This is a genomic window from Streptomyces sp. NPDC050617 (assembly GCF_040654795.1).
GTDB lineage: Bacteria > Actinomycetota > Actinomycetes > Streptomycetales > Streptomycetaceae > Streptomyces.
Genome location: NZ_JBFAIS010000001.1, coordinates 530249 through 555781 on the forward strand (window position 1 = coordinate 530249; position 25533 = coordinate 555781).

Annotated in this window: 25 protein-coding genes; 14 read left to right on the forward strand and 11 right to left on the reverse strand. The window is 71.9% G+C overall.

The annotated features are described in order from the left end of the window. The first annotated feature begins 5 nt into the window (after nt 1–5). Both AB0I49_RS02225 and AB0I49_RS02230 read left to right on the forward strand, forming a co-directional pair. Nucleotides 6–1691 (forward strand): AMP-binding protein, encoded by a 1686-nt coding sequence (locus AB0I49_RS02225; RefSeq protein ID WP_363224837.1) that lies wholly within the window; start codon nt 6–8, stop codon nt 1689–1691. Continuing rightward, nucleotides 1688–3322 carry an AMP-binding protein gene (locus AB0I49_RS02230; protein ID WP_363224838.1) on the forward strand — a complete coding sequence of 545 codons (1635 nt, stop codon included), beginning with the start codon at nt 1688–1690 and terminating at the stop codon, nt 3320–3322. The genes AB0I49_RS02225 and AB0I49_RS02230 overlap by 4 nt, the downstream gene beginning before the upstream one ends. Nucleotides 3323–3497: 175 nt before the next feature. Here AB0I49_RS02230 and AB0I49_RS02235 read toward each other — a convergent pair whose 3' ends face one another. Continuing rightward, on the reverse strand, nt 3498–4484 hold the full coding sequence (locus tag AB0I49_RS02235; protein WP_363224839.1) for a helix-turn-helix domain-containing protein: 987 nt from the start codon (nt 4482–4484) through the stop codon (nt 3498–3500). A gap of 108 nt (nt 4485–4592) precedes the next feature. Between AB0I49_RS02235 and AB0I49_RS02240 the strand changes: the two genes are divergently transcribed. Then, a complete protein-coding gene (locus AB0I49_RS02240; protein ID WP_363224840.1) occupies nt 4593–5531 on the forward strand; it encodes an alpha/beta hydrolase in 939 nt (312 codons plus the stop codon). A gap of 108 nt (nt 5532–5639) precedes the next feature. Here the strand turns inward: AB0I49_RS02240 and AB0I49_RS02245 are convergent, their stop codons facing one another. The 4 genes from AB0I49_RS02245 to AB0I49_RS02260 all read right to left on the reverse strand — a co-directional run bounded on the left by AB0I49_RS02245 (nt 5640) and on the right by AB0I49_RS02260 (nt 7943). Continuing rightward, the gene (locus tag AB0I49_RS02245) at nt 5640–5786 is read right to left on the reverse strand and encodes a hypothetical protein (RefSeq protein WP_363224841.1); all 147 of its coding nucleotides are present in this window, start codon (nt 5784–5786) and stop codon (nt 5640–5642) included. Nucleotides 5787–5950: 164 nt separating this feature from the next. Next, complete coding sequence (locus AB0I49_RS02250) at nt 5951–6382, reverse strand: GNAT family N-acetyltransferase (protein ID WP_363224964.1); 432 nt, start codon at nt 6380–6382, stop codon at nt 5951–5953. Nucleotides 6383–6470: 88 nt separating this feature from the next. Beyond that, nucleotides 6471–7205 (reverse strand): hypothetical protein, encoded by a 735-nt coding sequence (locus AB0I49_RS02255; protein ID WP_363224842.1) that lies wholly within the window; start codon nt 7203–7205, stop codon nt 6471–6473. Nucleotides 7206–7325: 120 nt separating this feature from the next. Further along, nucleotides 7326–7943, reverse strand: coding sequence for a helix-turn-helix domain-containing protein (locus AB0I49_RS02260; protein WP_363224843.1), 618 nt, complete (start codon nt 7941–7943; stop codon nt 7326–7328). A gap of 136 nt (nt 7944–8079) precedes the next feature. Here AB0I49_RS02260 and AB0I49_RS02265 point away from each other — a divergent pair, with 136 nt between their 5' ends. Next, nucleotides 8080–9243: an FAD-dependent monooxygenase gene (locus AB0I49_RS02265; RefSeq protein ID WP_363224844.1), complete on the forward strand. Its 1164-nt coding sequence runs from the start codon at nt 8080–8082 to the stop codon at nt 9241–9243. On the opposite strand, the gene AB0I49_RS02270 is transcribed toward AB0I49_RS02265, so the two are convergent. After that, the gene (locus AB0I49_RS02270; RefSeq protein ID WP_363224845.1) at nt 9234–10439 is read right to left on the reverse strand and encodes a DUF4037 domain-containing protein; all 1206 of its coding nucleotides are present in this window, start codon (nt 10437–10439) and stop codon (nt 9234–9236) included. The two genes, AB0I49_RS02265 and AB0I49_RS02270, sit on opposite strands and share 10 nt — an antisense overlap. Nucleotides 10440–10673: 234 nt before the next feature. Here AB0I49_RS02270 and AB0I49_RS02275 point away from each other — a divergent pair, with 234 nt between their 5' ends. Then, a complete protein-coding gene (locus AB0I49_RS02275) occupies nt 10674–10925 on the forward strand; it encodes a hypothetical protein (protein ID WP_363224846.1) in 252 nt (83 codons plus the stop codon). Next, a complete protein-coding gene (locus AB0I49_RS02280) occupies nt 10922–11359 on the forward strand; it encodes a helix-turn-helix domain-containing protein (protein WP_363224847.1) in 438 nt (145 codons plus the stop codon). Before AB0I49_RS02275 ends, AB0I49_RS02280 begins: the two co-directional genes overlap by 4 nt. Before the next feature lie 32 nt (nt 11360–11391). On the opposite strand, the gene AB0I49_RS02285 is transcribed toward AB0I49_RS02280, so the two are convergent. Both AB0I49_RS02285 and AB0I49_RS02290 read right to left on the reverse strand, forming a co-directional pair. After that, nucleotides 11392–12342, reverse strand: a complete 951-nt coding sequence (locus AB0I49_RS02285) for a DNA-3-methyladenine glycosylase 2 family protein (RefSeq protein WP_363224848.1) — start codon at nt 12340–12342, stop codon at nt 11392–11394. 2 nt (nt 12343–12344) lie between these two features. Then, nucleotides 12345–12722: a VOC family protein gene (locus tag AB0I49_RS02290; protein ID WP_363224850.1), complete on the reverse strand. Its 378-nt coding sequence runs from the start codon at nt 12720–12722 to the stop codon at nt 12345–12347. Between the two features lie 201 nt (nt 12723–12923). Between AB0I49_RS02290 and AB0I49_RS02295 the strand changes: the two genes are divergently transcribed. The 7 genes from AB0I49_RS02295 (at nt 12924) to AB0I49_RS02325 (ending at nt 20981) form a co-directional block, all read left to right on the forward strand. After that, nucleotides 12924–13397, forward strand: a complete 474-nt coding sequence (locus tag AB0I49_RS02295) for a MarR family transcriptional regulator (RefSeq protein WP_363224851.1) — start codon at nt 12924–12926, stop codon at nt 13395–13397. A gap of 181 nt (nt 13398–13578) precedes the next feature. Beyond that, nucleotides 13579–14097, forward strand: a complete 519-nt coding sequence (gene uraD, locus AB0I49_RS02300) for a 2-oxo-4-hydroxy-4-carboxy-5-ureidoimidazoline decarboxylase (protein ID WP_363224852.1) — start codon at nt 13579–13581, stop codon at nt 14095–14097. Next, nucleotides 14094–14630, forward strand: a complete 537-nt coding sequence (locus AB0I49_RS02305) for a hydroxyisourate hydrolase (RefSeq protein WP_363224853.1) — start codon at nt 14094–14096, stop codon at nt 14628–14630. Before uraD ends, AB0I49_RS02305 begins: the two co-directional genes overlap by 4 nt. Nucleotides 14631–14636: 6 nt before the next feature. Continuing rightward, the gene (pucL, locus tag AB0I49_RS02310; protein WP_363224854.1) at nt 14637–15581 is read left to right on the forward strand and encodes a factor-independent urate hydroxylase; all 945 of its coding nucleotides are present in this window, start codon (nt 14637–14639) and stop codon (nt 15579–15581) included. 50 nt (nt 15582–15631) lie between these two features. Beyond that, complete coding sequence (locus AB0I49_RS02315; protein ID WP_363224855.1) at nt 15632–17092, forward strand: 8-oxoguanine deaminase; 1461 nt, start codon at nt 15632–15634, stop codon at nt 17090–17092. Between the two features lie 406 nt (nt 17093–17498). Then, complete coding sequence (locus AB0I49_RS02320; RefSeq protein ID WP_363224857.1) at nt 17499–18848, forward strand: nucleobase:cation symporter-2 family protein; 1350 nt, start codon at nt 17499–17501, stop codon at nt 18846–18848. 189 nt (nt 18849–19037) lie between these two features. Further along, nucleotides 19038–20981, forward strand: a complete 1944-nt coding sequence (locus tag AB0I49_RS02325) for an alpha-L-fucosidase (protein WP_363224859.1) — start codon at nt 19038–19040, stop codon at nt 20979–20981. A 72-nt stretch (nt 20982–21053) separates the two neighbouring features. On the opposite strand, the gene aceB is transcribed toward AB0I49_RS02325, so the two are convergent. After that, nucleotides 21054–22679, reverse strand: coding sequence for a malate synthase A (aceB, locus tag AB0I49_RS02330; RefSeq protein WP_363224860.1), 1626 nt, complete (start codon nt 22677–22679; stop codon nt 21054–21056). Nucleotides 22680–22853: 174 nt separating this feature from the next. Continuing rightward, nucleotides 22854–23474, reverse strand: coding sequence for a nucleotidyltransferase family protein (locus AB0I49_RS02335; RefSeq protein ID WP_363224861.1), 621 nt, complete (start codon nt 23472–23474; stop codon nt 22854–22856). A 417-nt stretch (nt 23475–23891) separates the two neighbouring features. Between AB0I49_RS02335 and AB0I49_RS02340 the strand changes: the two genes are divergently transcribed. Next, entirely contained in the window at nt 23892–24206 is a 315-nt protein-coding gene (locus AB0I49_RS02340) for a DUF5955 family protein (protein WP_363224862.1), read from the forward strand. 207 nt (nt 24207–24413) lie between these two features. On the opposite strand, the gene AB0I49_RS02345 is transcribed toward AB0I49_RS02340, so the two are convergent. After that, nucleotides 24414–25196: an IclR family transcriptional regulator gene (locus tag AB0I49_RS02345; RefSeq protein ID WP_363224863.1), complete on the reverse strand. Its 783-nt coding sequence runs from the start codon at nt 25194–25196 to the stop codon at nt 24414–24416. Nucleotides 25197–25533 lie beyond the last annotated feature (337 nt).

Sequence of the window (25533 nt, forward strand, 5' to 3'; positions counted from 1 at the left end):
GACATGTGACGGCAACCGACGTGACCGAAGAGTTCCGCGCGGCGCGGGATTTTCTGCTCGGGCACCGGGAGGACTACACGGCCGCCTGCGCCGGATTCTCGTGGCCCCGCCCCCGGGAATTCAACTGGGCGCTCGACTGGTTCGACCGGATCGCCGAGGGCAACGAGCGGACCGCCCTGTGGATCGTGGAGGAGGACGGCGGCGAGACCCGGCTCTCCTTCGACGCGCTGCGCGACCGCTCCGGACGGGTCGCGAACTGGCTGCGCTCCCAGGGCGTACGGGCCGGGGACCGGATCGTCGTCATGCTCGGCAACCAGGCCGAGCTGTGGGAGACCGCGCTCGCCGCGATGAAGCTGCGCGCCGTCGTCATCCCCGCCACCCCGCTGCTCGGCACCGCCGACCTCGCCGACCGCATCGAGCGCGGCCACGCCGCCCATGTGCTCGTACGGGCCGAGGACCGCGACAAGTTCACGGACGTGCCGGGCGACTACACCCGGATCGTCGTCGGCGGCGGGCCGGGGAGCACGGACGGCGGCTGGCTCCCCTACGAGGACGCCTACCAGTGCCCCGGCGCGTACCAGCCGGACGGGCCCACCCTCGCCGCCGACCCCCTCATGCTGTACTTCACCTCCGGGACCACGGCCCAGCCGAAGCTGGTCGAGCACACCCATGTCTCCTACCCCATCGGCCATCTGTCCACGATGTACTGGATCGGGCTGCGGCCCGGCGACGTCCACCTCAACATCTCCTCGCCCGGCTGGGCCAAACACGCCTGGTCGAACCTGTTCGCGCCGTGGAACGCCGAGGCCACCGTCTTCGTCCACAACTACACGCGCTTCGACGCCGCCCGCCTCATGGCCGAGATGGACCGCTGCGGCATCACCAGCTTCTGCGCGCCGCCCACCGTGTGGCGGATGCTCATCCAGGCCGACCTCGGCGCGCTGCGCACCCCGCCCCGCGAGGCCGTCGCCGCCGGCGAGCCGCTCAACCCCGAGGTCATCGACTCCGTGCGGCGCGCCTGGGGCGTGACCATCCGCGACGGGTTCGGGCAGACCGAGACGTCCGTGCAGATCGCCAACTGCCCCGGCCAGAGAATCAAGTCCGGCTCCATGGGCCGCCCCAGCCCCGGCTTCACCGTCGCCCTCCTCGACCCGGTGACCGGCAGGCCCGGCGACGAGGGCGAGATCAGCCTCGACCTCTCCGCCCGGCCGGTCGGGCTGATGACGGGGTACGAGGGCGACCCGGAGCGCACCGCCGAGGCGATGGCCGACGGCTATTACCGCACCGGCGACATCGGCTCGCGCGACGAGGAGGGCTACATCACCTACATCGGGCGCGCCGACGACGTCTTCAAGGCGTCCGACTACAAGATCTCGCCCTTCGAGCTGGAGAGCGCGCTCCTGGAGCACGAGGCCGTCGCCGAGGCGGCCGTCGTCCCCGCCCCCGACCCGCTGCGGCTCGCGGTGCCCAAGGCGTACATCGTCCTCGCGGCGGGCTGGGAACCGGGGCCCGAGACCGCCACGGCGATCTTCGCCCACTCCCGGACGGCTCTCGCGCCGTACAAGCGCATCCGCCGCCTGGAGTTCGCGGAGCTGCCCAAGACCGTCTCCGGGAAGATCCGCCGCATCGAGCTGCGCGAGCGCACGGCGCAGGGCGGCGGCGCGGAGTTCCGAGAGGAGGACCACCGATGAGCGCACCGCAGAGCTCCCTGTCGTACGCGAGCGGGGCCGGCGACGCCCCGCTGCTCGGCGACACGATCGGCGCGAACCTGGCCCGCGCCGTCGAGCGGTTCGCCGGGCGGGACGCGCTCGTCGACGTCCCGAGCGGCCGCCGCTGGACGTACGCGGAGTTCGGCGAGGCCGTCGAGGAGGTCGCCCTCGGGCTGCTGGCCAAGGGCGTCGCGAAAGGCGACCGGGTGGGCATCTGGGCGGTCAACTGCCCCGAGTGGGTGCTCGTCCAGTACGCCACCGCCCGGATCGGCGCGATCATGGTCAATGTCAATCCGGCCTACCGCGTGCACGAGCTGGAGTACGTGCTCGCGCAGTCCGGCATCGAGGTGCTGGTCGCCTCCGTCGAGCACAGGAGCAGCGACTACCGGCGGATGGTCGAGCAGGTCCGCTCCCGCTGTCCCGCGCTGCGCGACGTCGTCTACATCGACGATCCGACCTGGCAGGGCCTCATACGGGCGGGGGCCGGGGTGCCGACCGAGCGGCTCGCCGAGCGCGAGGCGCAGCTCTCCTGCGACGACCCCGTCAACATCCAGTACACCTCGGGCACCACCGGATTCCCCAAGGGCGCCACCCTCTCCCACCACAACATCCTCAACAACGGCTACTTCGTGGGGGAGACCGTCGGCTACACCGAACGGGACCGGATCTGCCTGCCGGTGCCCTTCTACCACTGCTTCGGCATGGTGATGGGCAACCTCGGCGCGACCAGCCACGGCGCGTGCGTGGTCATCCCCGCGCCGTCCTTCGACGCCTCCGCCACCCTGCACGCCGTCGAACGCGAGCGCTGCACCGCGCTGTACGGCGTCCCCACCATGTTCATCGCCGAACTGGAACTGCCGGACTTCGCGACGTACGACCTCTCGACGCTGCGCACCGGCATCATGGCGGGCTCGCCGTGCCCGGCCGAGGTGATGAAGCGCGTGGTCGGCGAGATGAACATGGCCGAGGTGTCCATCTGCTACGGCATGACCGAGACGTCGCCGGTCTCCACCCAGACCCGGCGCGAGGACGACTTGGAGCGCCGCACCGGCACGGTCGGCCGGGTGCTGCCGCACATCGAGGTGAAGGTCGTGGACCCGGCGACCGGGGTCACCCTGGAGCGCGGCGAGGCCGGCGAGCTGTGCACCCGCGGCTACTCGGTGATGCTCGGCTACTGGGACGAGCCCGAGCGCACCGCCGAGTCCGTCGACCGCAGCCACTGGATGCACACCGGGGACCTCGCGGTCATGCGCGAGGACGGCTATGTGGTGATCGTGGGCCGCATCAAGGACATGATCATCAGGGGCGGCGAGAACGTCTACCCGCGCGAGATCGAGGAGTTCCTCCACTCCCATCCCAAGATCTCGGACGTGCAGGTCATCGGCGTCCCCGACGAGAAGTACGGCGAGGAGATCATGGCCTGCGTCATACTCCGCGACCGGGCCGGGACGCTCAGCCGCGAGGAGCTGGCCCGCTACTGCCGGGGCCGGCTCGCGCACTACAAGGTGCCGCGCTATCTGCGTATCCTCGACGCCTTCCCGATGACGGTCAGCGGCAAGGTCCGCAAGATCGAACTGCGCGCGGAGGCGGCGGCGGGGAGGCCGGAGGCGTAGCCGGGCCGGGACGGCGCGTACCGCTGCCGTACGGGCGGGTGCGGGGGCGCGGCGGCCACTTCGCCGCCCGCTTCGCCGCCCACGAGGGGCCCGAGCCCCTCGCGTACGACCTCACCGAGTTCTTCCGCGTGTTGAGGTGGCCGCCCGACGGCCCGGCCGCCCCCCCGATCCCCGCTCAGGGCCGGGGCCCGGCGCTCGACCGGAACGCGCGCCGGTAGGCGGAAGGGGTGGTGTCCAGGCTGATCCGCATGTGCTGCCGCAGGTTGGTGCCGGTGCCCAGGCCGCACTCGGCGGCGATGTCGTCCACCGGCAGGTCCGTCGACTCCAGCAGGTAGCGGGCGTGCTTGAGGCGGGCGGAGGTGAACCATTCGGCGGGGGACAGGCCGGTCTCCTGCCGGAACCGCCGGGTGAACGTCCGCACGCTCATGTGGCAGTGGGCCGCGAGCTCCCTGAGGGACAGCCGCTGGTCCAGGTGCCGGGCCATCAGCGCGCGCGCCCCGGCCGTCGACGTCCCCGCGTCCTCCGAGACGGGCTGGTCGATGTACTGGGCCTGCCCGCCCTCCCGCATGGGCGCGACGACGTTGTACCGGGCCACTTGGTTCGCCACGGAGCTGCCGTGGTCCTCGCGGATCAGATGCAGGCACAGGTCGATGGCCGCCGCGCCGCCCGCCGAGGTCAGGACCCCGCGGTCGTCGACGTACAGCGGGTTGGTGTCGAGCGCGATGGCGGGGAAGAGCCGGGTGAAGTGGGCGGCGTAGCGCCAGTGCGTCGCGGCCCGGCGCCCCTCCAGCAGACCGGCGGCGGCGAGCGCGAACGCCCCGGTGCACAGGGACACCATGCGGGCGCGGTCGCGGGCCGCCCGCAGCGCCTCGGCGATGCGGGGGTCCAGGAACCCCTCGTCGAGCAGGCCCGGGGAGCGGGTGCCCGCGACGATCACGGTGTCGGCGTCCTCCAGCAGGGACAGATCGCCTTCGGGGGTGACGGCGTACCCGTGCGCCGTGGACACCGAGGAGCCGTCCGGGGTGGCGGTCCGCACCCGGTAGGCCGCCTGGTCCGTGACGGACGGGACGGTGGCCAGCATCTGGGCCGGGATGCTGAGGTCGAAGGCGACCACGGGTGCGATGGCGAGCACCGTGACCTGGTGAGGGGCCGTGACAGTCATGGCCCGATAGTTTCACATCATGGCCCTCGGGCCACTTCTGCGGCGTCCGTGAACTGGAGAAACTGATGTTGCTTCCTCCGGAACACGCACGAAAGCGAGCAAACCGCCATGTCGTACCCCGCCGTCGACCCCGAGATCCAGAACCTCCTCGACACCGCCGACACCGGCGTCTTCCCCGTCTACGGCCTGGACGAGGTCCTCGCCGACCCCGCCCGCTACGCGGTGCTGCGCGACCTCCCCGACACCCCTGCCGACGACCGCGTGCAGGTCGAGAACCTGTTCATCCCCGGCCCCGGCGGCAAGCTGCGGCTGCGCGTCTACCGCCCCGTCACCGACGAGATCCTCCCGGTCATCCTCTACATCCACGGCGGCGCCTACACCTACGGGTCCCCCGAGGCCGAGGAGGGCCGCTCCCTGCGCTACGCCGCCGAGGCCGAGGCCGTCGTCGTCTCCGTCGACTACCGCCTCGCCCCCGAACACCCCTTCCCCGCCCCCGCCGACGACGCCTACGCCGCCCTCGTCTGGATCGGCGAGCACGCCGCCGAGATCGGCGGCGACCCCGAGCGCATCGCCGTCGCCGGCGGCAGCGCCGGCGGCAACCTCGCGGCCTCCACCGTGCTGCGCGCCCGCGACCTGGCCGGACCCCAGGTGATCTTCCAGTCGCTCACCTACCCCGGCGTCGACACCACCGCCACCAGCGACTCGATGCGCACCGCCGGCGACCTGCCCGTCCTCAACCGCCGCGCGCTGGAACTGGCCCTGGAGTACTACACCGGCGGCGAGAACCTGGACCCGTACGCCTCCCCGCTGCACGCCGACGACCTCAGCGGCCTGCCGCCCACCTTCATCGCCGTCGCCGAGATCGACCCGCTGCGCGACGAGGGCCGGCAGTACGCCGAACGCCTCAGCGCCTCCGGCGTCACCACCGAATTCATCCAGGTCCCCGGCGCCGTACACGGCTTTGACCTGCTCTTCCCGCAGGCCAGGATCAGCGAGCGCAACCTCGCCGACCAGGTCCGCGCCCTCCGCGACGCCCTCCACACGTGACGGCCCCGGGCGCACCGGACCGCCCGCCCCGCGGCAGCGGAGGGGCGGCCCGGAGCACCGCCTGGGCGGGTGCGCGAACAGCTCCCCCCGGCGTCGTGTGACCGGCTGTCACACCACGCCGGGAGTGCACATGCAGAAGCTGAATTTCTCGGTGAGGCCCATCGGGTGGACGTCCTCTTGTTGCTCGGTCACTTCACGCAGGTCGAGGTCGAAGACGTCCTCGGCGGTCTCGATCGCCACAGCGACAGGAGGCATGCCGGGTTCCTTTCCACACGATGAGGGAGCTGCGGACAACGCAGCTGATCAGGTCTTTTCCCTCAACCGGGCGGCTGAAAAGCCCGGATGGACCGATCACCCGAACGGGGGAGGCCGAGATGAGAACGCTGCACCGGAGGCCGGCCCGCCCCGTCGGCGGACCGTCAACCGCCCCGCGTGAAGCGGTACATACCGATCGACCCGTGCTCGGCGGTGTCGGCGAAGCCGAACTTCTCGTAGAGGAAGCGCGCCGGCCCGTCCGCGATCAGCGAGACGTACGCGGTGGCGGGCGCCCGGCGCTCCAGCTCGTCGGTGAGCGCGGCCATGATGCGCCGGCCGAGGCCCTTCCCCTGGTGCGCGGGGTGCACGCAGATATCGACGATCTGGAACGCGGTACCGCCGTCGCCGACGATCCGTCCCATGCCGATGGGCTCGCCCTCGTGGTGGAGGACGACGCCGTGCCAGGTGCCGGGCAGCGCCAGCGCCACCGCCTCGGGATCGCGGTCGGAGAGTCCGGCGTCGGTGCGCAGACGGCGGAAGACGTCCACGGAGGGCACGCCGTCGCGCAGGTCGTACGGGTCGTACGGGTCGTTCATGAGGTCCACGCGCCTCATGCTACGGCGACGGCGCCGCGGCGTCGGGGCAGGTGGGGGGGGCGGCGGGCGGAGCGCCGGGGCCGCATGGTCATCGCGGGCGCCACGGGCCCATCCGGATCAGGTCGTCCGCCGGGTCGTTGACCGGCTGCGGGGTGCCCGTGAGGTCCATGACGAAGAGGGGGATCAGCAGGTCGTCGGCGCGCTGCCGCGCGTCGCGGCCGTATCCGGCGAGGGAGAAGAAGACGCCGAGCGCCGCATCGCCCATGCCGTGCAGCCACAGGCATTCGACGGCGCGCAGCCCGGTGGGGTGGGTGGTCGGGTCGACCTGGGCGATGATGCCCGGCCCCCGCAGGTCCACCCCGGATATCGCGCGGTCCTGCGACTGCCGGACGCCCGCGAAGCCCAGCCACTTCAGATACTGCGCGGCGGCCGTCACCGCGTCCCGCGCCGTACGGATGGTGACCGGGTGGAACGCGGGCCGCAGCACGGCCGAGGTGGGCGACGGGGTCCGGCCGGGGCCCGCGGCGGCGCCGAGACCGGCGTCCCGGCAGTCGGGGCCCGGCGGCGGAGTGACGGGCAGCCGGACGACCGCGCCGCAGGCGCAGCCCAACTCCGGCGCGGGCCACGAGTCCTGGCGGTCGCAGGACGGGCACCGTACCGTCACCCAGGATTCCTGCCAGGTGCGGTGCTCCAGCAACTCCGGTATGCAGCCCGGCAGTACGGGCAGGGTGAGCGGGGCTCCGCACGCGCAGGGGAAGGTCGGCGGGGTGAAACAGTGCTCGCGGCGGCACGCCGGGCAGCGCACCGGCACGCTCTCTGCCATGTTCGGCTCCTGCGCGGTCCGTAGGGGAGGTTCCGTCCATCGTCCATGATGCGCGACGAGTTGGGGACGGAAACTCCGGTTCGCCTCGCGGTGGTACGGGCCGGGTGGGAGGGGCGGAGGTCAGCTGGGCGCGGGCTGCGCGGTCCGCGCGTCGTACGTTCCCCAGCCCCGCTCCAGCAGGTCGAAGACCGTGTTCAGCGCCCCCTGCGGATCGGGGTCTTCCGAGGCGAGCAGCACCGCCTGTAGGGCGAACCGGGCCATGGTGCGCGAGGCGACGTCGGCCTCCGGGTCGCCGGCCGCCTCGCTGATGGCGCGGGCCAGCGCCTCCTCGTGGCGCTCCCACATCCGGCGGAAGTGTTCGCCCAGCACGGGGGTCGACCTGATCAGGCCCCTGAACTGCTGGTAGTCGGGCCTGTTCGCCGCGTCCAGGGGGCCCGCCGTCAGCAGGTGGGAGCGCAGGGCGGCCAGGACCGTCCGGCCCGCCGGTCGGTCGCGGACCGCCGAGACCAAGACCCTCTCCTGGTCGGCGTCCAGGTCGAAGACGAGCGACTCCTTGCTCGGGAAGTGCTTGAAGAGCGTGGTCACCGAGACATCGGCGGCCTCGGCCACCTCGGCGACGGTCACGTGGTCGTAGCCCCGTTCCGAGAACAGCCGCAGGGCCGCGTCCGCCAGGGCTTTGCGGGTCTGGGCCTTCTTGCGCTCGCGGCGTCCGGTCGGCTGGGTCGTCGGCTGGGTCATGGGGTCCAGGCTACCGCAGGGGTGGATTCACTCAATAAGTTGAGTCATTGCACTTATTTAGTGGGTGTGCTTTTCTGGGGCGGTCACCGCGAGTGGGCGTCACCGCCCCGCGGGTCCTTACGGAAGTGGAGCCGTCATGAACCAGAAGTCCGTCCTCATCTCCGGCGCGAGCATCGCCGGCCCCGCCCTCGCGTACTGGCTGCACCGCTACGGCTTTCGCACCACCCTCGTGGAGCGTGCGCCCGCCCTGCGCGACGGCGGCCACGCCATCGACTTCCGCGGCGTAGGGCTGGACGTCGTGAAGCGGATGGGCCTCCTTGAGGCTGTGCGCGAACACGACACCGCCATGAAGGGCATGACGGTGGTCAACGGCGCGGGCGAGACCGTCGCCACGCTGCCGGCCGAGTTCATGTCCGGGGAACTCGAAGTGCTGCGGGGGGACTTGACGCGCGTTCTGTACGAGGCGACCCGGCACGACGCCGAATACGTCTTCGGGGACTCCATCGTCTCCATGGTCCAGGGCGGGGACGGAGTGCACGTCGAATTCGAGAAGGGCGAGCCCCGTACCTTCGACCTCGTCGTGGGCGCCGACGGCGCCCACTCCAACGTCCGCCGCCTCGTCTTCGGCCCGGAGTCGGAGTACGCCCACGACCTCGGCCTCCGCAGCGCGGTCTTCTCCGCGCCCAACTATCTGGACCTCGACCACCGCGGGGTGCTCTGCCGCTTCCGCGACAAGGCCGCGATGATCTTCAGCGCCCGGGGCAACACCCAGGCCCTCGCGGGCCTCTTCTGCACCGCTCGGTCAATGGACTACGACCGGCACGACATCGCCGCGCAGAAGCGCTTCCTCGCGGAGCGGTTCGCGGGCGAGGGGTGGGAGATACCGCGGCTGCTGGACATCATGGAGAACGCCGACGACTTCTTCTTCGACGGCATCGACCAGATCCGGATGGACACCTGGTCGCGCGGGCGCGTCGTTCTCCTCGGCGACGCCGCCTACTGCGCCGCGCCGACCTCCGGCATGGGGACGTCGCAGGCGATGGTCGGCGCGTACGTCCTGGCCGGCGAGCTCGCGACGGCGGCGGGTGACCATGCGGCCGCCTTCGCCGCCTTCGAGAAGGAGATGCGCGACTACGTGGACCAGAACCAGCTCCTCGGCCGCCGCATGGCCGAATCCTTCTTCCCGTCCCACGACGACGCCGGCGACGACGCCGACGCCCAGGCCGACGGCGGGCCGGGGCTGCACAAGATGGCCGAAGCACCGCTGTCCACCATGGAGTTGAAGACGTATCAGGTCTGAGGGGACGACCGTTCCCGAGGCCGCCCGGTCGCGACCTGGTTGAGGAAGTCGGTGCTGTCGGCCCACTGGTCCACCCCGCCCGTCAGCGGCCGCTCCCGCAGCCAGGGGTCCGTCACCGTGCCGGCCAGCGCCTGCGTGAAGCGCTCGGCACGCAGGACCAGGAACGGGCGCGAGTGGTACGGCCGGGGCCTCGGATCCACCGGGGCGCTGAGCCCCGACGCGTTCTGGAGCTCGGCGACGGTCTCGTACGCACGGGCCAGCCGGCTCTCGCGGTCCGGGTAGTCCGTCGCGGCCAGCGCCCCGCGCAGCGCCGGCGCGAGCGTCTCTGCGACCGCCAACTGCCGGAACGCGCTGCCGAGCCACTTGCCGTACGGGGCGTACCGGCGCTCCAGCAGCAGGCACAGCCTCATCAGGTCCCGCACCAGCCGCCCGGCCGTCACCGCCGAACCGAGGTCGTCGCCGACCTCCGCGCAACGCCCCACGAACGCCTCCTCCTGCGAGATCCGCTGCCACTGGCAGGCCAGGAGGTAGCGCCACACCTGCTCCGGATACCAGGCCAGCGCGCGCCGCGCGGCGGTGAGCGAGCCGGTCCCGTCGTGGAACACCGCGCCGCCGGTCGTCTCGGCCAGCCGCTGCTGCGGCATCGCCAGCCATGCGCGGGTGCTGGGCTCCGGATAGGCGGAGCCCAGCCCGGCGCGCAGCCCGAGCTGTCCGCCGAGCCATTCGTCCACCTCGTGCGCGGACACGCGGTGGTTGACGGGCCCGTCGGTCGGCCGCATCAGGCCGACGGGGTCCCGCGGATCGTCGCTCTCCTGGAAGTGGGTGGGCCAGCCGCGCACCCGCTTCGGCAGCCGCTCCGACAACAGGCGGCGGATGTCCGCGCCGTGCCGGGCGCGGTCGCCGGGGGCGAGGAACAGCTCCAGCCGCGGGCCCCACTCGTGGTCCGCGGACCTCGGCGTGTCGAAGCCCAGCACCTCCGAGCCGCCGCCGATCCGCGCGGCGGCGTACCGCAGTTCCGGATACGCGACGTCGAGGAGCGGCCGCACCGCCTCCTCGTACAGCGCTCGGGACAGCTCGATGCCGGGTACGAAGCCGGGTGCGGGCGTTGCGGGCTGTGTGGACGATGAGGGCGTTGCGGACGGGATGGACGTTGCGGACGGGGTGGACGATGCGGACGGGGGATCGGGGATCGCCATGACGGTGACCGTCCCGGACACCGCGCCCCGGGGCAACCGGATTTCGCACGCCGCCCGGGGCGAGCCCTTCGGCCTCTTCCTTACGCTGCCCGAAGTAGGCCGCTCCCTACACTGATGACCGCCGTGGGCTCCGGCGCGGGCGGGTCCCGTGCGCCGGGGGGCGGCGCGGGCAGGAGCGGTTCGAATCGATGCAGGTCGGACGCGGGTACGGACGCGGGTACAGGAGTGGGCACAGTGCGATTGAGGGTCGAGTTCACGACCGAGCCCTTCGACCTCGACGAGCCCCCGCAGCACGCGGTGATAGCTCGCGAGGTCGTGCAGTCCGCCGCGCTGGACGCGGTGGACGTCGGCCCCTTCGGCAACACCGCCGAGGGGACGGCGGACACGGTGCTGACCGCGGTGGACTCGATGCTGCGCGAGTCGCTGGCTGCGGGCGCCACCCGAGTGTCGTTGCAGGTCAACGTGGTCGCGGAAGGTGACGTATGACGGGCGGGGCCGGGCCCGGTGACCTTCCGCCGCCCGGCGACCACCCGTTCCTGCTGGCGATCAAGCCGCTCGTGGACGCCATGGGCGGCGAACTCGTCGCCCCGGGCCAGGCGACCGGCGACGACGTCGTGCTCTCCTGGGAGGGCCGCGACCTGGTGGCCGTGCGGCTGCCGCACCTCTCCGACTCGCTCGATCACATACTGGCCGAGCTGGAACGGCGGCACGGCGTGCCGCTGCCGGAGCTCGACCGCAAGACCAAGCAGTCGGTCGTACGGGTCCTGGAACAGCGCGGCGCGTTCTCCGTACGCCACAGCGTGGAGACGGTGGCGAACGCCCTCGGCGTCAGCCGCTTCACCGTCTACAACTACCTGAACAGGGAGAACGCCGCCAAAGCCCCGACTGACAAGGCCGCTGAGCAGGGATATCGGCAGTAGCGCTGTCGGCAGTAGCGTTATCGGCCTTGGCGCTACCGGCAGACCGCCGCCCGCTCCTCCGCGCGCAGCCGCAGATGGAGCGCCACCCAGCTGCGGTACGGACGCCAGGCCCCGGCGACCGCCGCGAGCCGCGCGGTGTCGGCGGCCGTCGCGGCGTCGAGGCCGTACGCGGCGGCCATGGCCTGGTGCAGGCGGGGTTCATGGAAGGGGAAGACGTCGGGGTGCCCGGCGCCCCGGATCAGGACGAGTTCGGCGGAGAACGGCCCGATGCCCGGCAGCTCCTTGAGGTCGGTCAGCGCGAACTCGACCGGCTGCGAACGGAGTTGACTGGCATTCAGACTATCGTCGAGCGCCGCGTCGGCGATGGCGCGCAGCCGCTCCGTCTTCACCTCCGTCAGCCCCGCGACGCGGTCGAGGCGGCGCAGCACCGACGGCACGGGGAAGGCGTGGAGCCGCTGGCCGGCAACGTCGACGGCCTGTCCGTACTCCTCGGCGATACGGGCCTTGATGCGGGCGCCCTGGTCCATGCGGACGCGGTTGCCGATGACCGTCCAGGCGGCGGCCTCGTACGGCGAGTGGAACAGTACGGGCCGCAGGCCCGGGAACTCGGCCTGGAGCCCGGCGACGACCGGGTCGGCGTCGGCGAGCGCGCGGAAGCCGGCGGCGTCGGAGTCGAGGGAGAGGATGCGCGCGATCTGGGCCCGTGCCGCCTCGGCGGCCGGTGTCCCGTCGGCGGGCCCGGCTGGCCGCCCGTCGACGTAGCGGGTGTACTCGGCGTGCACCGTGGCGGGGGGCCCGTCGGCCGCCGTCTCCTCCTGCCGCACGGCGCACCCGATGACGGACTCGCCGTCGTCGGCGGGGAAGGCCATCCGCAGCACGCCGTCGGGCGCGCGCTCGTACGAGGCGGGGGTGCAGCTCTCCAGGAACCGGCAGGAGGCGGCCAGCGAGTACGGCCCGGCAGGGGTGAAGGAGACGGCGGTCACGGTCAGCCCTCCTGGGCCTGGTGCACGGTCAGGACGTAGCCCTCGGGACCGGCGAAGGAGAACATCGGGCCGAACGGGCTCTCGGTGATCGGGGTGAGGATCTCGACGCCGTTGGCCGTGAGCTGGTCGTGCAGGGCCTGCGTGTCGGGGGTGGCGAACCACAGGGCGACGCCGAGGCCGGGGCGCCCGGAGTCCAGGTCGGTGCCGGGCAGCGGTTCGCGTACGGCCATCGGGGTCGGCTTGGTGTCGAAGACGACCGCGTGGGGCGGCGAGTAGGGGGCGCGGCGCAGGCCGAGGTTCTTCTCGCAGAACTCCGCGGCCGCCTCCAGGTCGCGTACCTGTAGGGCGATGAAGTCGGGGCCATCGATGCTGACGGTCATGAGTGCTCTCCTCGGGGTGCCGGAACGGTGAGTGCCGGCGACGTGGATGTCGGCGACGTGAGTGCCGGCGACGTGAATGCCGGGGTTGCCGGCGTCGGGACGCGCGCCGGGGCTTGGGCCGGGCTCGTCCGGACTTTTCGATGTCAGGACTTTGACATACTCGACGCTAAACCCGATCCCCGGAGGTGTCAAAATATGGACATGCAGGAGAGCTCGCAGGTGGACTCGCAGGTGGAACCGCCCCATCCGGCCGCGGACGTACTCGATCACGTGGGGTACCGGCTCAAGCGCGCGCACGCCGCCCTGCGCGCCGCCATGGACCAGGTGCTGCGCGAGCACGGCCTGACCGTTCCGCAGTACGCCTGCCTGGAGGTCCTCGCCGCTCGGCCCGGCATGTCCAACGCCGAACTCGCCCGCGCCACCTTCGTGACCCGCCAGTCCATGAACGTCGTCCTGCGCGGCCTCCAGGACGACGGGCTGCTCACCCGCCCCTCGACCGTCGACCACGGGCGCGCCCGCCCCGCCACCCTCACCGGCGAGGGTCGCCGCCGCCTCGGCGCGGCGCAGGCCGCCGTGTACGCGATCGAGTCCCGCATGGTCCAGGCGCTCCCCGAAGGGCGGCTGACCGCGCTCCTCGACGACTTCGACAGCATCACGCGGGCGCTGACGGACTGATCGGAGCGCTTCGGGCCGCCCTGGGCCGCTCCGGACCGCCGTCGATTTCACCGGATGGTTTCAACAAAGTGTTGACGTTGTGATCCCCAGGGCGTTAGCTATGCGCAGCCCGCCGTCCCCGGCGTCGCCGGCGCGCGGGCTGGACCAGCGAATCCCCCAGATCGCAGCCACGGAGGCCCCCATGAGGCCGAGCACGGATCCGATCCTGGCCCGGTTCAACACGGCCGACGACACCGCGGCCCGCGCCGTTCTGCGCGAGGTCTGCGCCAGCGAGGAATGGTGCGGGGCGATCCTCGCGCGGCGCCCGTACCCCGACCCCGAAACCCTCCTCGGCGCCAGCGACGCCGCCACCGCCCGGCTCGGCGCCGAGGAACTGGCCGCGGCGGTCGCCGGCCACTCGCCGCTCGGCCGCCCGGCGCCCGGGGATTCCGCCTCCGCCCGCGAGCAGCGGGGCATGGCCGACGCGTCCGAGCGGGTCAGAGCCGAGACGGCGGAACTCGACAGGGCCTACCGGCGGCGGTTCGGCCACGTCTTCCTGATCTGCGCCGACGGCCTCAGCGGCGAGCAGCTGCGCGACGCGGTACGCGCCCGGATCGGCAACACGCCGGAGCGGGAGAACGAGATCGTGCGGGCCGAACTGGGCAGGATCAACCGCGTCCGGCTGACCCGCCTCGTCACCGAAGGAGCGCTGCGGCCATGAGCGACGGCAGCACCGGGACCGCCGACGCCTCCGGGGGCATCGCCCCGGCCGCGTCGGTCTCCACCCACATCCTGGACACCAGCGCCGGGCGGCCCGCGCGCGGCGTGCCCGTCACGCTCTCGGTACGCACCGGCGGCACGGACCCATGGCGGGACTGCGGCGCGTCGCGGACCGACGGCGACGGCCGCTGCCGGGACCTGCCGCCGCTGCCGGAGTCAACTACCCACGCCCGGCTCGTCTTTGAGGTCGCGGGCTACTTCGAGCGGGAGGGCGGCGGGGAGGGCGGGGGCGAGGCCGGGGACGGTGCCGAGTCCGTAGGCCGCTCCGACCCCCCAGGCAGCTCCGAACCTGCCGGCCGGTCCGAGCCCGCCCGTGGCACCGAGCCCGCCCGCCGGTCCGAATCCGCCGGCCGCCCCGAGGCCGGGGCCTTCTTCCCCGAAGTGACGGTCGTCTTCGCCGTCGCGCCGGGCGAGCACTATCACGTACCGCTGCTGCTCAACCCGTTCGGCTACTCCGTATACCGAGGGAGCTAGCGCGATATGACAGTCCATTCCCGACCGGCGCCCGCCGTCGTCCTCGGCCAGAACCAGTACGGCAAGGCCGAGTGCCATGTCGTCCGGATCACGCGGGACGGCGCCACCCACCACATCAAGGACCTCAACGTCTCCGTCGCCCTCTCCGGCGATCTGGAGGACGTCCACCTCTTCGGCTCCAACGCCAACTGCCTGCCCACCGACACGACGAAGAACACCGTGTACGCCTTCGCCAAGCAGCACGGCATCGAATCCGCCGAAGACTTCGGCATTCTGTTGGCCCGTCACTTCGTCACCAGCCAGGGGCCGATCAAGCGGGCCCGTATCCGCGTCGAGGAGTACGCCTGGGACCGGATCGCCCGGGGGAACGAGGACGGTGGGGGAGCGGGCGGGCACTCCTTCGTCCGCAGGGGCCAGGAGACCCGCCTCGCCCAGGTCACCTTCGACGGCGAGCGGTGGCAGGTCGTCTCCGGGCTCAAGGACCTCGTCGTGCTGAACTCCACCGACTCGGAGTTCTGGGGCTATATCAAGGACGCGTACACGACGCTGGAGGAGGCGTACGACCGGGTGCTCGCCACCGAGGTCTCCGCCCGCTGGCGGTTCGGCTGGAGCGGCGAGCCGCACCGGGAGCCCGCCTGGGAGAGCTCGTACCGCAGGGTCCGGGCGGACATGCTCCAGGCGTTCGCGGAGACCTACAGCCTCTCGCTCCAGCAGACTCTGTACGAGATGGGCTCGCGCGTCATCTCCCGCAACGACGAGGTCGACGAGGTGCGGTTCTCACTCCCGAACAAGCATCACTTCCTGGTGGATCTGGAGCCGTTCGGGCTGGAGAACGGCGCCGACGACGCGGCCGTCTACCACGCGGCGGACCGCCCGTACGGGCTCATAGAGGCCACCGTCCTGCGCGAGGGCGCCGAGGCCGGGATCCCTCACGATCTGACGAATCTCTGAGCGGGTTCGGGGAAGTACTGGCACCCCCACCGGAAGGACGAGGACCCACCATGGCAGCATCGGAACCCCCCGGCGCCACGCCGCGCGCGTCTCGCTCAATTCCCGCGGCCCCCTCAATTCCCGCGGCCCGCACAATTCCCGCGGCCCGTACGGTCATCGAGAACTGCGCCATCGCGACCGTCGACGCCGACGGCGCCGAGCACGCGAGCGGCCACGTCGTCATCGCCGGGGACCGGATCGAGTCCCTGGGCGCGGGCCGGGCCCCGGAAGGGCTCGCGAACGTCGTCCGGCGCGTCGACGGCACGGGCCATCTGCTCACTCCGGGCCTGGTCAACACCCATCACCACTTCTATCAGTGGCTCACCCGCGGCCTCGCCACGGAGCACCGCCTCTTCGACTGGCTGGTCGCGCTCTACCCCGCCTGGGCGCGGATCGACGAGCCCATGGTGCGCGCGGCGGCCCGCGGTTCGCTCGCCATGATGGCCCGCGGTGGAGTGACCCTCGCCGCCGATCACCACTACATTTTCCCCAAGGACTCCGGCGACCTGGTCGCCGCCGAACTGTCGGCCGCCGCAGAACTCGGCGTCCGCTTCACCCTCGCCCGCGGCTCCATGGACCTCGGCGCCTCGGACGGCGGGCTGCCGCCGGACTTCGCCGTCGAGTCCACCGAGGGCGCGCTCGCGGCGACCGAGAAGGCCATCGACGAACACCACGACCCCTCCTTCGGCTCGATGACGCAGATCGCCGCCGCGCCCTGTTCGCCGTTCTCCGTGACTACCCAACTGATGAAGGAGAGCGCCGAGTTGGCGCGCCGCAAGGGGGTGCGGCTGCATACGCACGGCTCGGAGACCGTGGAGGAGGACCGGTTCTGCCGCGAGCGGTTCGGGATGGGGCCGACCGACTACTTCGCGTCGACGGGCTGGCTCGGCGAGGACGTATGGATGGCCCACTGCATCCACATGGACGACTCGGACATCGACGCCTTCGCCCGTACGGGCACGGGGGTCGGGCACTGCCCGTCCTCCAACGCCCGTGTCGCCGCGGGCATCGCCCGCGTCCCGGCCATGCTGGCGGCCGGCGTCCCGGTCGGCCTCGGCGTGGACGGCACCGCCTCCAACGAGTCCGGGGAACTGCACACCGAACTGCGCAACGCGCTGCTCGTCGGCCGCCTCGGAGCCGACGACCCCAGTGCGTTGACGGCCCGTCAAGTACTGCGGCTGGCAACGCGGGGCGGCGCGCGCGTACTGGGCCGGGACGCGGAACTCGGCTCCATCGAACCCGGCAAACTCGCCGACCTGGTGCTGTGGAAGCTCGACGGCATCGGCCACTCCACCATCGCCGACCCCGTCGCCGCCCTCGTGCTGGGCGCGGCGGCCCCCGTGACGCTCTCCCTCGTGGGCGGGCGGCCGGTCGTGGAGGACGGCCGGCTGACGACCGTGGACGAGACGGCCGTCGCGCGGGCGGCGCGGGAGCAGTCCCGTCGCCTCACGGAGATCGCCGCATCGGCCTGACGTACGTACGTACCGCCTCACGCCTCCACCGCGGGGCGCCGCCCAAGACTCGGTCGAGGGGGACGGCCCTCGGCCGGGCTCGCGGGCCACGGGAATCCGCCGGGTCCGCGAGTACCGGGCCGGGGCGCGAACGCAGCACCGCGCCCCGGCCCGGACCCGCCCGTCGGCCTGGACCTGCCCATACGTATCGACCAGCCCCGTACGTACCGACCTCCCTGTACGCGCACCCCCTCCGCACCGCCTCCCTGAAACCGTGCCATCGGCGGCACGACAAGCGACAGGAGGAACCGCCGTGACGTCAGCGCCCAGGTTCAGCAAGCGCGGCGACAGCCGCCAACAGCCACGGGAACGACGGCGACGGCGAAGGCGGAGTGCCGGAGGTGAACTTCCTCACCCCGTAGACCAGTTGCTGCCTCCCGGCAGGCTGCTCGCGAGCGGGTTGCAGCACGTCGCCGCCAGCTACGCGGGGGTGGTCGCGCCGCCGCTCGTGCTCGGCGCGGCCGTCGGCCTCTCGCCGCGCGACCTCACGTTCCTGGTGGGCGCGGCCCTGTTCACCGCGGGCATCGCGACGCTGCTCCAGACCCTCGGGCTCTGGCGGATCGGTGCGCGGATGCCGTTCGTCAACGGCGTCTCCTTCGCGGGAGTCGCCCCGATGATCGCGATCGTCGATGCCCAGGGCGGCGACCGTACGCGCGCCCTGCCCGTCATCTTCGGCGGCGTGATCGTCGCCGGGGTGCTGGGCTTCGTCCTGGCCCCTTACTTCTGCCGGCTCGTACGCTTCTTTCCGCCCATCGTCAGCGGCACGGTGATCACTCTCATCGGGATCACGCTGCTGCCGGTGTCGTTCGGCTGGATACAGGGCAGCCGCCCGGAGCGGCCGACGCCGATCACCAACCTCGCGCTGGCGGCGGCGACGCTGGTGATCGTGCTGGTGCTGCGGCGCGTGCTGCGCGGCTTCCTCCAGCAGATCGCCATACTGCTCGGCCTGGTGGCGGGCACCCTGATCGCGATACCCGCCGGGGCCGTCGACTTCGCGGCGACGCGCCAGGCGGGCCTCGTCGGCTTCCCGACGCCCTTCCACTTCGGCGGCCCCGAGTTCCAGCTCTCCGCGATCATCTCGATGTGCATCCTCATGCTGGTCTGCATGACGGAGTCCACGGCGGACATGCTGGCGCTCGGCGTGATCGTCGGCCGCCCGGCGGACGAGCGGACCATCGCCGCCGGGCTGCGCGCGGACACCCTCTCCTCCGCGGTCAGCCCGCTCTTCAACGGCTTCGCCAACAGCGCCTTCGCGCAGAACATCGGGTTGGTGGCGATCACCAGGGTGCGCAGCCGGTTCACCGTGGCCGCCTGCGGCGCGATGTTCATCGTGCTGGGCCTGAGCCCGGTCTTCGCCTCGCTGATCGCCGTCGTGCCGCAGCCGGTGCTGGGCGGCGCGGGCATCGTGCTGTTCGGCACCGTCGCGGCCAGCGGCGTCAAGGTGCTGCTCGGGGCGGGGCTGGAGAAGGCCGACAACCTGCTGATCGCCGCCACGTCGCTCGGCATGGGCATGATTCCGGTGGTCTCCCGGACGTTCTACGACAACACGGCGATTCCGGAGAGTCTGAAGATCATTCTGGACTCGGGGGTCAGCGCGGGCTGCCTCACCGCCGTCGTGCTCAACCTCGTCTTCAACCACTTCGGGAGGCGGCGCGGGGAGGGGGAGGGGGCCGCGGAGGCGGGGGCGGGGGAGCCGTCGGTCACGGCGACGCACTGAGGCGGGTTGGGAGGCGGGCACTGACGCCCGTACGCCCACCAGACATCGGATGTGTAGTCGCTGAGCAGCCGATCGTCGGCGGAAATTCGTCCCGAACTTCCCGTTGACATCCCACCTTTGGCGGCCCTAAGTTCCGTACGCGGCCGGCCGGCCCTCCTGCACGCCCCACCGCCCAGTCCAGGAGCCGCCATGCGTACGAAGCCCACCAGACCGCCCCGTCACCGATCCGTGCGGGGAGCGCGCGGGTTCGCGCCGCTGCTCGCGACCGCGCTGCTGGCCGTAGCGCTGCCGGTCATCGCACTGCCGACGGCTGCGGCGAGCGCCCGGCCCGCTTCGCCCGCCGGGCCGCCCGCTTCGCCCGCTCCGCCTGCTCGCCCCGCCGGCCCCGATCGGCAGCAGCCGGCCGCCGGCCCCGGCACCAACTTCGCGGTGGACGACCCCTTCACGTCCGACCGCACCAGCTGGTGGCGGCAGGACCGGTTCGGGATGTTCATCCACTTCGGCGCGTACTCCAACCTGGAGGGCGAGTACCGGCGGCCGGACGGGACCGTCTGCCGCGACGCCGAGTGGATCAAGCGGCAGTGCTCGATCCCGATGAGCGCGTACGAGAAGCAGGCGAGCACCTTCGACCCGGCCGGCTTCGACGCCAAGGCCATCGTGAAGGCCGCCAAGGACGCGGGCCAGCGGTACATCGTCATCACCGCCAAGCACCACGAGGGCTACGCGATGTGGCCCACCAAGGTGAACACGTGGAACCTGCGCGACCACTCCGCCTTCGACAAGCGCCGTGACATCCTGCGCGAACTGAAGACCGCCGCCGACCGGGCCGGCATCAAGCTCGGCTTCTACTACTCGATCTGGGACTGGCACGATCCCGACTTCGCGGACCCGGCGACCTTCCCCAAGTACCGGGAGCGGATGTACGCCCAGCTGAGGGAGCTGGTCAAGGGGTACGCTCCGGCGCTGCTCTGGTTCGACGGCGAGTGGGACACCGACAACCCCCACAACCCCTGGACCGCCCGCGACGGCGAGGCCCTGGAGTCGTATCTGCGCGGCCTCGACCCGAAGCTCATCATCAACAACCGGGTCGGCAAGCGCCGCGTGACCGACGGCGACTACGGCACCCCCGAGCAGGAGATCCCCGCCGCGCCGGTGGACGGCCAGCTGTGGGAGAGCTGCATGACGCTCAACGGGCACTGGGGATTCGCCGCGTACGACCAGGACTGGAAGTCCTCCGCCGCCATCACCCGCAACCTCCTCGCCACCGCGAGCCGCAGCGGCAACTACCTGCTCAACGTCGGCCCCGACAAGCATGGCCGCGTCCCGCAGCCGTCCCTAGACCGGCTGCACGACGTCGGGCAGTGGCTGCGCACGGCCGGGCAGGGCAGGGCGGTGTACGGGGCCGGGTACGCCGGTCTCGTCGAGGAACCGTCCTGGGGCGCGGTCAGCCGCTCCCGCTCCGGCGCGGGAGACAAGCTCTACGCCACCGTGACCGACTGGCCGGCCGCGGGGAAGCCGCTGCATCTCGCGGCACGGGCCCCGTTCCGGGTAATGGGGGCGCGAATGCTGGGCAGCAGCCAGCCCGTCAAGGTCACTGCTGTGAAAGGAGGTTACGACCTGAAACTATCGGGCAAGCCGCCGAACCCCACCGCCACGGTCATCGAACTGACCGTCAGAACGCCCAGGCCCGCACCCAGGGGCCACGGCAGCGGACTGCGCGCCGACATCTTCGCCAATGACACGCTCAGCGGCCCGCCCGCGCTGACCCGCATCGACCGCACCATCAACTACGCCTGGAAGTTCAGCGGTTCACCCGCACCGAGCATCCCCGCCGACCACTTCTCCACCCGCTGGACCGGCTCCATCCAACCGCGCTTCAGCGATACGTACACCTTCACCACCGTCTCCGACGACACGGCCCGCGTCTGGATCGACGGCCGCCTGCTCATCGACAACACCAAGCCGCACGACGCCACCATCGACAAGGCGTCCATCCCCCTGCGCGCCGGCCACAAATACGCCATCCGCGTAGAACACACCGAACAAACCGGCGAAGCCACCATGAAACTCCTCTGGTCCACCCCCAACCAACCCCAGGAAATAGTCCCCACCACCCAGCTCTACCGCCGCTGACCACCATCGCCCCAGCGGCGACCGGGCCCCGGCACCTCAGGAGGGGTGCCGAGGCCCGTGCAACAGGTCGGCTCAGGGCAGTAGTTCGTACGCCGGGAGGGTGAGGAAATCGGGGTAGGTTTCGTTGAGGGCGACCTGGAGGAGTAGGTCGTGGGCTTGTTGCCAGCGGCCGGTGGTGAAGGCGTCGGGGCCGATCTCGGCGCGGATGGCGGTCAGTTCGGTGGCGGCTACCTCTCGGGTCAGGGCGGCGGTGGCGCGTACGGATGTGCCGTCGCGGTCGAACTCGACGCCTGCGTTGATCCATTGCCAGATCTGGGAGCGGGAGATCTCGGCGGTGGCGGCGTCTTCCATGAGGTTGAAGATGGTGACGGCGCCGTGGCCGCGCAGCCAGGACTCGATGTAGCGGATGCCGACCTGGACGGCGTTGCGCAGGCCCTCGAAGGTCGGTGCGGCGTCCAGGGAGTCGATGGCGATGAGCTCGGGGGCGGTGACGCGGACGTCCTCGCGCAGCCGGTGCTTCTGGTGAGGGGCGTCGCCGAGTACCGCGTCGAAGCAGGCGCGGGCGACGGGGACCAGGTCGGGGTGGGCGACCCAGGAGCCGTCGAAGCCGTCGCGCGCCTCACGGTCCTTGTCGGCCCGGACCTTCTCGAAGGCGACCTTGTTGACCTCTTCGTCGCGGCGCGAGGGGATGAACGCCGCCATGCCGCCGATCGCGTGCGCGCCGCGCTTGTGGCACGTACGGACCAGCAGTTCCGTGTACGCGCGCATGAACGGCGCGGTCATCGTCACCGCGTTGCGGTCCGGCAGGACGAACTTCGCCCCGCCGTCGCGGAAGTTCTTGACGATCGAGAACAGATAGTCCCAGCGGCCCGCGTTGAGCCCGGAGGCGTGGTCCCGCAGCTCGTAGAGGATCTCCTCCATCTCGTACGCGGCGGTGATCGTCTCGATCAGGACGGTGGCGCGCACGGTGCCTTGCGGGATGCCCAGGAAGTCCTGCGCGAAGAGGAACACGTCGTTCCACAGCCGGGCTTCGAGGTGCGACTCGGTCTTGGGGAGGTAGAAGTACGGTCCCTTGCCGAGGTCGATCAGGCGCCGGGCGTTGTGGAAGAAGTAGAGGCCGAAGTCGACCAGAGCGCCGGGGACGGCCTCACCGTCGACCGTCAGGTGACGGTCCGGCAAGTGCCAGCCCCTCGGCCGTACCACTACGGTCGCCAGTTCCTCCGGCGGCCGCAGCGCGTACTCCTTCCCCCGCGGGTCGGTGAAGTCGATGCGCCGCTCGTAGGCGTCGATCAGGTTGAGTTGGCCGAGTACCACGTTCTCCCACGTCGGGGCGGTGGCGTCCTCGAAGTCGGCGAGCCAGGCGAGGGCGCCCGAATTCAGCGCGTTGACCGTCATCTTGCGGTCGGTCGGCCCGGTGATCTCCACCCGTCGGTCCTCCAGCGCGGCCGGGGCCGGGGCGACGCGCCAGCTGTCGTCCGCGCGGATGTGCGCGGTCTCCGGCAGGAAGTCCAGCGTGCTGGTACGGGCGATCTCCGCCCGGCGCGCGGCGCGCCGGGCCAGCAGTTCGTCGCGGCGCGGCGAGAAGCGGCGGTGCAGTTCGGCGACGAACGCGAGGGCCGCGTCCGTCAGCACCTCCTCCTGGCGCGGGAGGGGCTCGGCGTGGACGACGGCCGGCGGAGGCGGCGTTGACGCGGACATGAGCGGTCACTCCTTCGGCGAGCTTCGGCGCGCTTCGGCGAGCGGTGCCGGGCGGCCGCCGGGCTGCGGCCTGATGTCACGATACTTCTGACCAGTGGAGAGTAATTTTCTCATGGTGGAAGTTCAATGGTCTGTTGATGCTGCATCGTGGAGCGCCCCGGCGGCAACCGCGCGTCACTCCAGCAGCGCCAGATCCTCCGGCGTATCGATGTCGTCCGGCGTCGCGACGTCCGCACACTCGACGAGAACGATCTCCTCGGCATGGGCCCGCAGATACGCGCGTGCCCCGCGGTCGCCCGTCGCACTCGCCGCCACCTCCGCCCAGCGCGCCGCGCCGAACAGCACCGGGTGCCCCCGCCGTCCGTCGTAGGAGGCGGCCACCAGGTCCGCACCCGCCCGGTGCGCCGCCAGCACCCGCGCCACCGCCGCGGCCCCCATCCCCGGCTGGTCCACCAGCATCACCAGTACCGCCGACGCGCCGCACCCCTCCAGCGAACGGAGCCCGGCGCGCAGCGACGACCCCATGCCCTGCGCCCAGTCGGGGTTGACCAGCGGCTCGTGCCCGGTCAGCGCGGCCAGGTCGGTACGGGCCCGTACCCGCTCGGCCGCCGCGCCCAGCACCACCCGCACCGGCGCGCAGCCGCCTGCCAGGAGCTCCCGCGCCGCCCGTTCCACCAGCGGCCTGCCGCGGTGCTCCAGCAGCGCCTTCGGCCGGCCCCCGAGCCTGCGCCCGCCGCCCGCCGCCAGCAGCAGCCCGGCCACGGGTGTCCGCTCGTCCTCAGTCGTACGTGCCATGGACCCTGCATACCGCATGCCGGCGCCCGTACGCTCGTACGCCCGTACGGACCCGCTTTCCGTACGGGCCCCGACGGGGGCGCCGCCAACAGCTTCGCGCCGAAGTCCGGCGGCTGTGATCACGCTGCGTGGGGCCGTCCGTCACCGTCCGGCGCGGTGTGGCACATGGCATGCCGGTGGCAAGCCATGGCCTTCGCTTCACTCTCGGGCGGTCCTCCTGCGGTCTGATTTTCGCTCAGAGTGTGGCGTGTCGCACGCAAAGTGGCGTTAACTGATCCGCGGTCACGTGCACGCTCCAATCAACTCTCGGAACGTGCGCGGGAGTCGACGAGCACGAAGGGGAGGACTGTGCCGGTAAGTCATCGGACGGGGCAGGGCGTGCCTTCGGGCGCCACGCGGGCGGAGGGCGCCGTAATCGTGGAGCAGAGGCGGAGGGGCGGTGCCGTCGCGGACCCGAGGGTGCGGGGGCTGGGCGCCGCCGTATCGCGGCTGCGGCGTGAACTCGCCGTACATCCGGCCGAGTTGTCGGACCGGGCCGTGGCCGAGGACGAACTGGCCGTGCTGGCCGCGATGGCCCGCTCGGGCGACCTGGAACAGCCCCGGCTGCACCGCTCCCTGCTCCTGGTGGCGGGAGCCCTGGGCTCGGTGAGCGCCTTGGGCCCGGCCCTGCGGGACGTCCGCGACGCGGTCGACCTGTGCGGTCGGCACACCGGTCCGCAACAGGGCGGCTGACGGGCGGACGGCGGGCGGGTGGCGGGTGGTTGACGGACGGTTGTTGGGCGGCTGCCGGTCGGCTGTCAGTGACAGCCCGTCAGGATCGTGCCGAGCCGGCCCGTGAGGCGTGGCCCGGGAGGTGCGGTCCGTGAGGCGCGGCCTGTCATGTATGGCCCGTGAGGCGCGGGCCGTCACGCGCGGCCTGCGCCGTTCCGTGTCGGGCCGTCAGCCCTGCTCCGTGCTCGTCAGCTCCGTGGCGAGCTCGCTCGCCACCTTCTGAAGGAGCGGCACGATCGTCTCCGTGGCGGCGTCCGTCACGCGGCCCGCCGGACCCGAGATCGAGATGGCGGTCGCAGTGGGGGAGCCGGGCACGGGGACCGCCAGGCACCGGACGCCGACTTCCTGTTCGTTGTCGTCGACCGCGTACCCGGTTTCGCGGACGCGGCCGAGCGCTTCGAGGAAGCCCTCGGGCGTCGTGATCGTCTTCTCCGTCGCGGCCGGCATGCCGGTACGGGCGAGGAGCGCGCGCACCTCGTCGTCGGTGGCGTGCGCGAGGAGCGCCTTGCCGACGCCGGTGGAGTGGGGCAGCACCCGCCGCCCGACCTCGGTGAACATCCGCATCGAATGCTTCGACGGCGCCTGTGCGACGTACACGACCTCGTCCCCGTCGAGAAGTGCCATATTGGCGGTCTCGCCGGTGCCCTCCACCAGCCGCGCCAGATACGGGCGGGCCCACGTGCCGAGCAGCCGGGACGCGCTCTCGCCGAGCCGGATCAGGCGCGGGCCGAGGGCGTAGCGGCGGTTGGGCTGCTGGCGTACGTAGCCGCAGGCGACGAGCGTGCGCATCAGCCGGTGGATCGTCGGCAGCGGCAGGCCGCTGCTGGTCGCCAGCTCGCTCAGCCCGACCTCGCCGCCGGCGTCTGCCATCCGCTCCAGCAGATCGAAGGCGCGCTCCAGCGACTGCACGCCTCCGGTGGGCGCGGTTTTGGGCTCGGCGGACGAGGGCACGAGACGGGTCCTTCCGGGACGGGTGACAGCAGCCTACCGGGCCTGGGCGATCTCCGTACCGGCCGTGCGGAAGCCATTGTGGCCGGTCAGGGCCCGTGTGCCGGTCGGGGTCTTGACGGGTTCGGGCGCCGACTGGAGACTGCGCCCCAAGCGGACTTCTTCAACAGAACGTTGAAGAATGCTGGGTCGAGAATGACGTCGGGAGACGTACAAGATCGATGCGCGAGTGCAAGATCGACGCACGAGGCCGGCGCACAAGCGCGAGACCGACGCACGATGCCGGCGCACAAGCACAAGGCCGACGCACGAGGCCGGCTTACAAGCGCAAGGCCGGCGG